This window comes from Stagnihabitans sp. (assembly GCF_964946895.1).
Genome location: NZ_CBBQHX010000071.1, coordinates 1 through 10,894, shown reverse-complemented (window position 1 = coordinate 10,894; position 10,894 = coordinate 1). Strand labels below are relative to the sequence as shown.

Sequence of the window (10,894 nt, the reverse complement as noted above, 5' to 3'; positions counted from 1 at the left end):
AGTTGGAGGGGGAGGTCATGTCGGGGTGTCCTTCTGCGGTTGAGAGCAGAGGCATCATGATTATGCCGAGTGGAGATCCAAAAATGAAACATCATATCAACGACATGAAGCGACGCGCTCTGCATAACGCGGACGCGGCATATTGTGTCTTATCCGGAACTCCGGATAAAACATACTCCCTGGGCGTGACATCGACCGTCAGGTCATTCCATTCCTCGGTCGGGATTTCCGCCAAGCGCCGCTCCATCAGCGCCTCGCCGGTCGAGACGATCTGGATGACGGCGGCATGGCCTGCAGCAAGATCGGCAGCGACAGACCGGATCAGAGTCGGGGTCTTCATCGCGGTCAGAAGGTGGCCAAAGAAGCGCTGCTTGGTGGATTCGAATGCCGAGCGCGCGGCGGATTTAGCCTGTCGGTTCAAGGTGCCGTCCGACCCGGTGATGTTGGCCGCCTCCATAGCCGCATCGAGGTTGTTGTGGATGACAGCAAAAGCGCCCGCGTAAGCATCATAGATGCGGCGCTGTTCTTCGGTCAGCTGATGTTCGATCAGCTCATATTCGACGCCGTCATAGGAAAGCGACCTTGCGGTGTAGAGGCCGAGGGCGCGAAGATCCCGAGCCAGCACCTCCATGGCGGCAACGCCGCCGGCCTCGATTGCCTCGACGAATTCAGCACGGGTAGCGAAGGGGAAATCCTCCCCGCCCCAGAGGCCAAGCCGCTGGGCATAAGCGAGATTGTGGACCGTCGTGGCCCCGGTTGCAGAGACATAGACAATGCGGGCGTCGGGCAGTGCGTGTTGCAGGCGCAGGCCTGCCCTGCCCTGCTGCGAGGCCTCGACATCGCCACGCTCGCCCTTACCGCCTCCTGCATTTTGCATGGCGTGGCTTTCGTCGAAGATGATGACGCCGTCAAAGTCGCGGCCCAGCCAGTCCACGATCTGACGGACGCGAGAGACCTTTTCGCCTCGATCATCCGAGCGGAGCGTCGCATAAGTGGTGAAGAGGATGCCCTCCGACAAGGTGATCGGCTTGCCTTGGGCGAAGCGCGACAGCGGCGTGACCAGGAGCCGTTCTTGCCCAAGGGCCGACCAGTCGCGTTGCGCGTCCTCAATCAGCTTGTCGGATTTCGAAATCCAGACTGCCTTGCGCCGACCTCGCTGCCAGTTGTCGAGGATGACCCCGGCCGATTGGCGGCCCTTGCCTGCCCCCGTGCCATCGCCCAGCATGAAGCCGCGACGGAAGCGGACCGAGCCAGCCACTCCGTCAGCAGCAGCGCCGACCGTGTCGAAAGTCTCGTCCACGGTCCAGCTTCCGGCAAGATGGTCGGAATGGGCCTCGCCGGCATAGATTACCGTCTCCAGCTGGGCGTCCGACAGCCGCTGGCAGATGTCCGCAGGCAACATGGGCCGATAGGTCGGCCGCGGCGGCGCGACCGAGGCCATGGCAGCGGATTGCACCAGCTTGGTCGGATGCGGCACGGCGCCGGGAATCCGGATCGATTGGAGGCCGTATTCTTCGTAGATCGCGTCCGACAGGCGGGCGGCATCAGGCGGGACCGCGTCGATGGGCTCATAGCCGAGTTCGACGGCAGGGGGCGTGCCGCCGGGTTTGCGGGCCACCGGGGCGGCGTTTGCACGAGCCAGATAACCGTGGACCGAGCGTGCAGCGGAGGGCTGCGTCGGCGACGGCGGTTTGGGCAAGTCGACCGTCAGACGCGGCGGTACATGTTCAGCAAGCCAGCCGAGCAAGGTCGCAACGTCAGGTGCCATGCCCGGCGAGGCCGGAAAAAGCGTCGGATCTTCGGCCGGGTTCTTGTCGATCACCGTCAGCCGAGTCGGAAACGTCGTGCCATGCCGCGTATAGACCGAGCCACCGATCGCCGCCGAGAACACCACACGTCCGCTTCCTTGGAGCCGGACGAAGGCGTCGTGCCAACCGGGCAGGTCAGGCCCAAAGCCTGCACCGGTGATTGTGACTAGGCGCCCGCCCGGGACGAGTCGCGCGAGGGAAGAGGCTATATGCCGGAATGCCGCACCCTGAACTTTGCCGGTGACATTTGCCATCGCGGAAAACGGCGGGTTCATCAGCACGACCGACGGCACCGCCGCCGGATCGAGATGGTCATGGATCTGTGCCGCGTCGAAACGGCTGACCGAAAGGGCCGGAAAGAGGGAGGAGAGGAGGTCCGCTCGGGTGTCAGCCAACTCGTTGAGGATCAGTAAGCCGCCGGAGATTTCCGCAAGGATCGCTAAGAGGCCGGTGCCAGCCGAAGGCTCCAGCACCACATCATTGGGCCCAATTGCCGCTGCGTTCAGCGCTGCGAACCCGAGCGGGATCGGTGTTGAGAACTGCTGCCGTGCCTGGCTTTCCTCGGAGCGGCGCGTATGGCTCGGCAAAAGGCCGACGATCTTCGAGAGCGCGGCAAATCGCGCCGTAGGTGCGTCGGCTTGGCGGAAGATCGCGCGGCCGTACTTTCGCAGGAAGAGGACGGTCGCGGCCTCGCAGGCCTCATAGCCCGCCTTCCAGTCCCAAAGGCCGGACGCATCGGAAGCGCCGAAGGAGGCTTCCATAGCCATGCGCAACGCTGCACTGTCGATGCGCTGCCCGCGTTCGAGCGACGGCAGCAAAAGGCCTGCCGCAACCAGGATGGCGGAAGCAGAGGCAACCGGCGCTTGCGCAATGATCGTCGGAGAAAGGTCGTTCATCGGGAAATCCTCAAGAGAGCAGGAACGGTTCAGGCCCGATCAGCGCTCTCTCTTACCCGCCGGACCTGACCCGTCCCGGCACCCCTCTCCCTCTTCGCGCCAGGGACAGTCGCCCGAATGGGTTGAGACTGCCTCGGCAGGCTCCAATCCGAAGGACCAGGGCCCGGTCCCGGCGGCATGCCGGGAGGTGCCAAACATCGCAGCAGCACATTTGAAGGATTTGGCCATTACGGTCGGCCGCCGCCCGGGAAGAATGGTGTCGTGTTAGCTGTCCCTCAGGCAAAGCGCGGCTAAACCCTCGATTGTATGGCCCAACTGACCGACGGGCCGATTGCGATCATCATCTCGGGTGGTTAGCAATGTCGTGATATCAATGTGGGGGTTTCGACAAGTGCTTAGCCGAATTAATCTTCTCAGGAATGTTGGACAATTTGACAATGTCAGCCCACCACAGCCGCTTACGCCGCTCACACTGATTTACGGTGAGAACGGGCGTGGCAAAACAACCATTGCGGAGATACTTCGCTCTCTGGCAACCAATAACCCCGTGCTGGTGGCCGAGCGCCAGCGACTGGGTTCACAACATCCGCCGCATGTCATCATTTCTCATCCCGCTGGAAATGTTGTATTTCAAAATGGTGTCTGGAACCGGCATCTCGCCGATCTGGCCATTTTCGATGATGCTTTTGTCTCGACCAACGTGTGCTCCGGGATCGAAATTCAGGCGGCGCATCGTCAGGGTTTGCATGAACTTATCCTTGGGGAGCTAGGCGTTGCTCTAAGCACCGCACTTCAGACTCATGTGCAGCGGATCGAGGAGCACAACGTAGCTCTCCGTGATCTGGCCGATGCCATTCCCGCAATTGCGCGCGGACCTTACAAAGTCGATCCGTTTTGCGCCTTGGCACGGGATGAGGCCATTGATGCCAAAATTCAGGAAGCAGAGCGTCGCCTGGCCGCCGCTCGAGCATCCGATGCAATCCGTCAGCGCCCCGGTTTTCAGGAATTTGGCCTGCCGGATTTTGATCTTGATGCCATTGACCAGATTCTGGAACGTGGATTGCCCGGTCTCGAAGCGGGAGCGGCTGCACGCGTTAGGGAACATATCGCCAAACTGGGTCACGGCGGCGAGAACTGGGTTGCAGACGGGATGCCGAGGATAGTGCGGGCATCCCAGGGGCTGCAGGGTGAAATCTGCCCATTCTGCGCCCAGGATCTCGCGGGCTCAGATATCATCGCGCACTACCGCGCCTATTTCTCGCAAGCCTATGACGACTTGAAAGGAGCCATTCGTCAGAACGGGATCGCCGTTCGGGACGCGCATGGCGGTGACGTCCCTCCTGCCTTTGAACGCAATATCCGTACGGCCGCGCAGACACATGAGTTCTGGAAGGACTTCGCCGAACTTCCGGAAATCGCGATTGATACCGCAGCCATCGCCCGTGATTGGAGCGCTGCGCGTGAGGCCGTTCTTGGACAGCTCCGGGAGAAGGCCGCTGCGCCGCTGGATCAGATGCGGCTGACGCCAGAGGCTCACCGTGCTGTTCAGAACTATCGCGCGCGAATTGCCGAGGTTGCCGCACTTTCTGCCAGCGTGCTTGGTGCGAATGCCCGGCTCGATATCATCAAGGAGCAGGCACAGGCCGATGATCTAGCCGCGCTGACAAGTGATCTGGCGAAGCTGAATGCACAAAAGGCAAGGTTTGGCCCTGCAATTGCGCAGCGCTGTGATGCCTATCTTGCCGAAAAGGAAGCGAAAGGGGCGACCGAACTCCTTCGCACGCAGGCCCGCACAGCGCTCGATCATTACCGGGAGCAAATCTTTCCAGCCTATGAAGCTGCCATTAACGATTTCTTGCGCCGCTTTGGTGCTTCGTTCCGGCTGGGCGAGGTCCAATCCGTCAACATGCGTTCGGGTTCTTCTGCATCCTACTGCGTTGTCATCAATGAGCAGAACGTCAATCTGACTGCCGAGGCAGGACCTTCTTTCCGAAACACGTTGAGTGCCGGAGACCGGAACACGCTTGCGCTGGCATTCTTCTTTGCTTCGCTCGAACAGGACCCCAATCTGGCCAACAAGATCGTCGTCATCGACGATCCGATGACCAGCTTGGATGAACACCGCACGCTGCGCACCCGTGAGGAGATACTGGCGATGGGGCGGCGGGTTCAGCAAGTCATCGTGCTATCTCATTCGAAGGCGTTTCTATGCAATTTGTGGGAGCAGGCCGACAGGAATGCGGTCGTTGCGCTGCGCATCAACAGGGCGGTCGTCGGCTCGGATATTGCGACTTGGGACGTGCGGAATGATAGCATTTCCGAGCACGACAAGCGACATGACCTTGTTCGTGGCTATCTGCGGGCCGCTGATCCCAATCAGGAACGCGCAGTCGCCACGGCGCTTCGGCCGATTCTGGAGGCTTTCATGCGCGTGGCCTATCCGGAATTCTTTCCGCCGGGTACGCTGCTAGGGCCGTTCATCGGCAACTGTGAACAGCGTGTTGGTCGGGCAAACGAGATACTCTCTGCAGCTGATATTGCAGAACTGCGCGGGCTGCTCGGTTATGCAAACCGTTTCCACCATGACTCCAATCCCGCCTGGCAGGTAGCGGCGATCAACGATGCGGAATTGACCGACTTTGTGGAGCGGACCCTCTTATTCGCCTCACGCAGATAGGCGCGAGCGACAGGCGTCGAAACGCTTCGGCCCCGGTCATTCGACCGGGGCCTTTGCTTGTGCACGATCAGTCGCCGCGGCGGGTGTTGGGGCGGGACCAGATGAGGCTCGAACCCTGGCCGTCTTCATCATCGAAAAGGTTGGCGTAGATCGGGGCGGCAAAGCTCGGATCGTCCAGCTTCAGGCCCAGGTATTCGCGACCCTCGTTAGATTTCTTCGTCCAGGCGGCGCCGATCTCGGCGCGGCCGACCAGAACCCGGTGGGAGGGGGCGTTCTCGCCCGAGGCCCGCAGGTCGGGGACGAGGCGCACGCCCTTTGCCTGCAGGCTGAGGGTGAAGATTTCGCCGGTGTATTCGGTGCCGGTTTTCTTGAAGGTGCCGATGGTCGCCATGTTCTTTCTCCGTTTTGCTGTTTCGGGCCCGCGTCCTTGCGGCCTCGATGGCGATCGACAGCCCGGAGGCGACCGCTGGCGCACCCCCTTGGGGCCCTGACAGCACAGGAGGAACTTTCTTGTCCCGCGAGGAATGGCGGTGCCCGCACCGACAGGGGAAGAAAGTTGTGACGACGCTGTTGCGCCGAAGCGGTCGAGGCGAAGACGTTCTTCGGGCAGATCAGCCCATCACTAGAGGCCGTTGGACGCGGGCTGGAACAGAAGAACCACAGAGATCAGGGCGACCCTGAAGGCCCGACAAGAGAGCGAGGACAGGCACTACCGGCGATGAAACCACCTCGGTCGACCAGCCAGGCCAGATTGCGCCTCCCCCCGCCCCTGCTGCCTCGCGGCGCCCGCCGCTTCACCGTAGTCAGGGCTGCCAGCATGGTGGCAGACAAGGGACAAGATTCGAACGAGCGCTCCGTCTAGACCAAGATGCAGGTCGATCTTGCTGAGACTCCATCACAAACCGCAGAACTCGATGATGATTTAACGGTGCGGCCCTTGCCCTCGCTCACCGCCCCAATACCTGCCGCAACAATGATCACTTGGCAAAGTCCTGTCGAAACCCGGGGCCACCCAGCCGCTGAAATCCTCACGCAGCAGCGGTCGACGAATGGCGAATGCCGCCCGTGCCGAACTAGGCCAGCCAAATGCAAACACCCCCCGACGAAACCGCAGGAGGGTGCTAAAGGGTCAGGAATTTCCAGTCGGCTTGCGGGGTGCCCGCGTCAGTCGATCGCCTTAAAGATCTCGCCTGCCTCGGGATGGTCGCCCGCGAACTCGTAGAGCCGCATGTAGGCTTCGGACAGTTGGTCGGCCTCATGCCGGAACGAGAGATGGGACAGCGCAAAGAGGGTGGCGATGATCCCGGCGGCCTCGGCCGAAACCTCGCCCATATAGCCGTTGGTCTCGCAAAAGATGCGGAACCTCTTGTCGGCGTCGGGCGACATGAACAGGGGCTGGCCGTCCCGCTCGTGGAAATACCAGAGACCACCTGTGTAGTCGTCGGGGGCCAGCCAGGACATGAACTGATAGACGGCGCGCTCGCCGATCAGCGTCAGGGCGGGGCTGAAGAGCGCGGGCAGGAATGCCATGCGCCGCGCCTCGGGCACGAGGGTCACGGGTTCCTTGGCAATTGCAGCGTGGGTCATTTGGAAATCCTCCGGATCAGGGGTGAAATGGGTGCCCCGGCGGTGCTCTCGACCCACCCGAACACGCCGATTTCCAACCCAACTCTCCCTCTCTTGCGGTCGCGGAGTTGATTTTGTTCTCTATATGTTCTATATTGGAAGGACGATCCACATGGGAGATCCATCATGGACGCTGCCGCCTTTGCCCTGCCCGCCACTGAACGCCAGATCGCCTACGCGCGGTCGCTGGCGCTCCGCAACCAGAGCCTGTTGCCTTGGGAAGTCCAGCAAGACCGCCGCTCGCTCAGCGCCTGGATTGAGGCGCAGGCGAAGCTGAAACCTGCTGACATCAGCCATCCGACCTCCAAGCAGGTCGCCTTTGCCGAACGGCTTGCGCGGATCAAACGCCGCGCCGTGCCAGACGAATGCTTTCGGGACCGGCAGTTGCTGTCGCGCTGGATCGACAGCAACCGTTGAGGCAAAACCGGGCCCCGGGACGGGGATGGAAGGGTTGCAGGGCAGCTATCCGAACCGCCGGCCTTCGTCGGTGAAGGTATAGCCATTGGCGATCAGCGTCTCGTCCACAGCCTCGTCCGAGGTCAGGTATGCGTATTCCTGTTCAAGCTGGCGGTAGAGCCAATTGGCGAGATCGCGCAGCGCATCCGTGACAATGGATTCGGCATCGCCGATGATCTCGGCCGCAGCCGCACTATCCCGGTGCACAGAGACCGCCATGGTGAAGGCATGGTAGTAATTGCCGCGATGCGTGACCTCGGCGCGCAGTTGGTAGAAATTCTGTCGCTGCGCCGCCTGCAAGGTCTCCGCGATCCGGTGCAGGGTCTTGTCCTTCGGCGCATAGGCGCGAAGTTCGGCTGCGGCGGATTTCCGGTAGGAATAGACGCCCTCCCAAGCCGCGCCATCACCTTGCGACCAGAAGCCGCTGAACCAAATGCAGGGATCCTGCCGCGTGCGGCCGCCGGAAAGGCGGGTGTTCCGGATCTTCAGGCGGATACCGAGAATGTCCGCGATGCGTTGAAAATCTTCGTAGACGGCATCGTACCAGTCATGGTCGAAACCGCCCTCGCGATACCAGGCGCGGGCTCTGTCCTTGGCGCCCTCGGGAAGTTCATCGATCCGATAGACGGTCGTTGCGATCAATTGGGGTATGAGCGGTTCCTCTATTTGCATGGCCCGGCCAAATGCCGGGGGTGGGTTTCCGGAAAGGGGAAAGGTCAGGCCGCCAGAACGAGATCGACGGCGGCAGCTGCAAGATCCCGCCAGAACGGGTCGACCAGACGACCCTCCAGCGAGCGGGCGCGGGTGAGCAGCGCAGCAGCGGACGCGGGATCGCCGACGTCGGTCGCCGCGCGGGCCGCGGCTCGAAGCCCGCAGGCGTCGGTCACCACGCGCCGCGCCTCGGCATCGCTGTCGACCGGCGCGCACCAGCGGATCAGGCCTGCCTGCACGTCACCTGCCAGCACCAGGCAGTGCTCGGCATCGAGAATAGTGATGAACTGCGGCGCCAGACGCAGGGCCGGATCGCGGCCTGCGGCGATCAGACCGGAAGTTACTGCGGTGCGAGCTACGATTATGGCAGCCGCGAGGTCACCGAAGGTGCCGAGATCGACCTCGCGGTTGATGCACAACTGATCGAGCGCCGGATCATCCCAATGCGCGCCGCATAGGCAGCTGACCCGCAGGGGCAAGCGGTCCGCAAGGCGCAGATGGGCAAGAACCCCGCCGATCAAGTTGTCGCCGGGACCACGGAAGGCGGTTTGGGGGATGGGTGCGGTCATCTGGATCACTCCGCGACAGGCGGCAGGAGACTCTCTCCCACCCTGAAACCCGTCACGGGACCACCCGCCTATCTCTCCCTCTGGCGAGTGCCCGACCGAGAAGCCGTGCGCCCGCCATCTGGGGATCACCCCCCTGCCCTGCCGCGCCAGCCGATGAAACTCGACGGGCCGTCATAGACGGCATGGCGCGACTCATCGATGACAAAGCCGAAGGTGCCGACCTTGTAGTCCCCCGAGGGGACAAGGAAGCGGCGCTCCTCGGATTGGGGTTCGCGCCGTCCGCCGCGCGTGGCAATCGCCTCGGTGAAACCGCGATGCTGGTCGGAATAGATCGCCGAGATCACGACCCAATCGCTTGCATGATCGCGGGCAAAGGCTTCGCCATCGCGCGTGCGAGATTCACCGGGCTTGAGCGCCCGGCCATGGATCGCCACCCAGGCATCTGGCCAGCTATGGCGCAGAGTTTTCTCAGCCTGACGGCGTTCCAGACCTGTGAAGAGATCCGGCCAAGCGGTCGCGACGGCCGCCCAGGCCGCGTCCTCTTCGTAGTAACCACTGGCATCGCGCAGCAGCGGATGCACTCGGGCATTGCGATCCACCGTCAGGTGGAACCCGCCATGGCCGGAGGTCGAGTGGAAAAACACGCCCTCGCCGTAGCGAACCGCGCCCTGCGATGGTCCCCAGGGCGTGTTGGCATGGGCGCGGAACTCCTGCCGACCGAGGGTGGCCTTCTCGCCTTGATGCTCGGCCTGTTCCTGAACGAGGGCGCGGAAAGCAGCCTCGTCAGCAACATCGCCGCCATGGCCGTAGAAGTCTGACCGCTTCCAGTCCGACAGGGGCTTGGAGAGACGCCAGCCGCTGCCGAAGAAATACCGGCTATCAGCCGTGGGGATCATGGCATAGGCGGCATCGCCGATCCGGGCGACGATCAGGCCATCGGCACTGCGGCCAAATTCCGAGACGGGGAAAGAGGCGGGCGCGCAAGACGGAACAACTGTGGTCATGCGACGAGCGCCTCCACAGCATCGATGTCCTCGCCGTTCAGCGCAGCAGTCAGCCATTCATGGGTGCTGATCCAGCCGAGACTCTTGCGCGCACCGAGGTCAATGACATGCGCGCCGCCGCCGAACGCCTCCAGCCGGGGCCGGGAACAGGTGTTGGCATAGTCAAAACTCCAGAGGCCGGTGAGATCGAGGTCTTCCGCGATGCGCAGCACGCAGCGGATGACCCCTTCGACATCGCCCTGCCCATCGTCATGGAACCAGAGCACCGTACTGCCCGGGCCATCTTGCAGCGCCAGCGCAAAACCCGAGAACTCCGGATCATCCGAGGCCTCGTCTTCCTCGCGCAAGCGCAGGAAGAGGTCGAGTGCCGCAATTGCTTTTTCAGCCGTGCCCACGTCCAGGACGCAAGAGAAGTGTGTGAAATAGTCAGCCACGATGGGCTCCTTTCAGAATGAAAAACCCGAGCCACTAAGCCGGGTCAGGGTGGGTTGCAATTTGGGGAGAGATCAGCCCACTTCGGCGGGCTGGGGATTTTCGGCGGCGGCCTGCGCCGCGGCATGGGCCTGCAAGAGGTCGCGGTAATAGCGCTTGCGTGCCTCGCGCCAGCTGCGGACTGCCAGCGTGTCGGGATGCAACCGGCGGATCGCCGTCCGGACGACCGTGAGGGGAGAGGCTTCAGGCGGAAGACCGAGGTTCTGATATACTCGGCTCATGTCAGGTGACCTCCCGCATGGGGCATCGCCAGATGCGGATCGACCTCGGTCTCGATCTTCTGGGTCCGGCCCATCCAGGGCTCGGCCCGGATCGACCGCGCCCAGTCAGCAAAGCTGGGGATGAAGCCGAGGTCCTCACGGACATGCTGCTCGCCAACCCAACGGGTCGGGATGACCCGGCCTGACGAGAGGGTCAGCGTTTTCCCGTGGACCTGCTCCAGCAAGAAAATCCCTTCGGCATCATGACGAAGGGCGCGATGCCGGAAATCCGCCAGAATGAGCTTCGAGGCATCGATTATGTGGACAGCATGCCAGCGGCGGCGTTTTGCCCTATGCTGGGCGGCATAACCCCGGAATCTCTTGAGGCGCTGATGTTCAAACTGACAAGTTCCGCTAATGGCGGCACAATTCTGGTGACAGATTTGGACGGCAAC

11 protein-coding genes and 1 pseudogene are annotated in these 10,894 nt (G+C 62.4%); 3 read left to right on the top strand and 9 right to left on the bottom strand.

Annotation, left to right across the window (positions count from 1 at the left end; translation table 11 throughout):
* Positions 1–169 precede the first annotated feature (169 nt).
* Positions 170–2,704 (bottom strand): annotated as a pseudogene (locus AC1Y2B_RS22745) (strawberry notch-like NTP hydrolase domain-containing protein); the annotation flags it as partial.
* 391 nt (positions 2,705–3,095) lie between these two features.
* Here AC1Y2B_RS22745 and AC1Y2B_RS22740 point away from each other — a divergent pair.
* Positions 3,096–5,381, top strand: coding sequence for an AAA family ATPase (locus AC1Y2B_RS22740; RefSeq protein ID WP_482255411.1), 2,286 nt, complete (start codon positions 3,096–3,098; stop codon positions 5,379–5,381).
* A gap of 67 nt (positions 5,382–5,448) precedes the next feature.
* Here the strand turns inward: AC1Y2B_RS22740 and AC1Y2B_RS22735 are convergent, their stop codons facing one another.
* Together AC1Y2B_RS22735 and AC1Y2B_RS22730 are read right to left on the bottom strand one after the other, a co-directional pair.
* Positions 5,449–5,772, bottom strand: a complete 324-nt coding sequence (locus AC1Y2B_RS22735; protein ID WP_482255410.1) for a DUF736 domain-containing protein — start codon at positions 5,770–5,772, stop codon at positions 5,449–5,451.
* Positions 5,773–6,545: 773 nt separating this feature from the next.
* Entirely contained in the window at positions 6,546–6,968 is a 423-nt protein-coding gene (locus AC1Y2B_RS22730; RefSeq protein WP_482255409.1) for an antirestriction protein, read from the bottom strand.
* A gap of 165 nt (positions 6,969–7,133) precedes the next feature.
* On the opposite strand from AC1Y2B_RS22730, the gene AC1Y2B_RS22725 reads away from it, so the two are divergent.
* Positions 7,134–7,424, top strand: coding sequence for a hypothetical protein (locus AC1Y2B_RS22725; RefSeq protein ID WP_482255408.1), 291 nt, complete (start codon positions 7,134–7,136; stop codon positions 7,422–7,424).
* 45 nt (positions 7,425–7,469) lie between these two features.
* On the opposite strand, the gene AC1Y2B_RS22720 is transcribed toward AC1Y2B_RS22725, so the two are convergent.
* From AC1Y2B_RS22720 to AC1Y2B_RS22695, 6 genes are all read right to left on the bottom strand, one after another.
* Positions 7,470–8,114 carry an antitoxin of toxin-antitoxin stability system gene (locus tag AC1Y2B_RS22720; RefSeq protein WP_482255413.1) on the bottom strand — a complete coding sequence of 215 codons (645 nt, stop codon included), beginning with the start codon at positions 8,112–8,114 and terminating at the stop codon, positions 7,470–7,472.
* A 65-nt stretch (positions 8,115–8,179) separates the two neighbouring features.
* Positions 8,180–8,743: a hypothetical protein gene (locus tag AC1Y2B_RS22715; protein ID WP_482255407.1), complete on the bottom strand. Its 564-nt coding sequence runs from the start codon at positions 8,741–8,743 to the stop codon at positions 8,180–8,182.
* 125 nt (positions 8,744–8,868) lie between these two features.
* The gene (locus AC1Y2B_RS22710) at positions 8,869–9,747 is read right to left on the bottom strand and encodes a DUF7007 domain-containing protein (protein WP_482255406.1); all 879 of its coding nucleotides are present in this window, start codon (positions 9,745–9,747) and stop codon (positions 8,869–8,871) included.
* Positions 9,744–10,181, bottom strand: coding sequence for a hypothetical protein (locus AC1Y2B_RS22705; RefSeq protein WP_482255405.1), 438 nt, complete (start codon positions 10,179–10,181; stop codon positions 9,744–9,746). The genes AC1Y2B_RS22710 and AC1Y2B_RS22705 overlap by 4 nt, the downstream gene beginning before the upstream one ends.
* Positions 10,182–10,253: 72 nt before the next feature.
* Positions 10,254–10,460 (bottom strand): hypothetical protein, encoded by a 207-nt coding sequence (locus AC1Y2B_RS22700; RefSeq protein ID WP_482255404.1) that lies wholly within the window; start codon positions 10,458–10,460, stop codon positions 10,254–10,256.
* Positions 10,457–10,735 carry a DUF6915 family protein gene (locus tag AC1Y2B_RS22695; RefSeq protein ID WP_482255412.1) on the bottom strand — a complete coding sequence of 93 codons (279 nt, stop codon included), beginning with the start codon at positions 10,733–10,735 and terminating at the stop codon, positions 10,457–10,459. The genes AC1Y2B_RS22700 and AC1Y2B_RS22695 overlap by 4 nt, the downstream gene beginning before the upstream one ends.
* Between AC1Y2B_RS22695 and AC1Y2B_RS22690 the strand changes: the two genes are divergently transcribed.
* Positions 10,667–10,894 (top strand): hypothetical protein (locus AC1Y2B_RS22690; protein ID WP_482255414.1); only part of this gene is annotated, 228 nt, incomplete at its 3' end. The genes AC1Y2B_RS22695 and AC1Y2B_RS22690 overlap by 69 nt on opposite strands.

Coding starts and splice junctions, on each gene's coding strand:
- AC1Y2B_RS22735 (WP_482255410.1), bottom strand. CDS start 5,772: ATGGCGACCATCGGCACCTTCAAGAAAACCGGCACCGAATACACCGGC.
- AC1Y2B_RS22730 (WP_482255409.1), bottom strand. CDS start 6,968: ATGACCCACGCTGCAATTGCCAAGGAACCCGTGACCCTCGTGCCCGAG.
- AC1Y2B_RS22725 (WP_482255408.1), top strand. CDS start 7,134: ATGGACGCTGCCGCCTTTGCCCTGCCCGCCACTGAACGCCAGATCGCC.
- AC1Y2B_RS22715 (WP_482255407.1), bottom strand. CDS start 8,743: ATGACCGCACCCATCCCCCAAACCGCCTTCCGTGGTCCCGGCGACAAC.
- AC1Y2B_RS22710 (WP_482255406.1), bottom strand. CDS start 9,747: ATGACCACAGTTGTTCCGTCTTGCGCGCCCGCCTCTTTCCCCGTCTCG.
- AC1Y2B_RS22700 (WP_482255404.1), bottom strand. CDS start 10,460: ATGAGCCGAGTATATCAGAACCTCGGTCTTCCGCCTGAAGCCTCTCCC.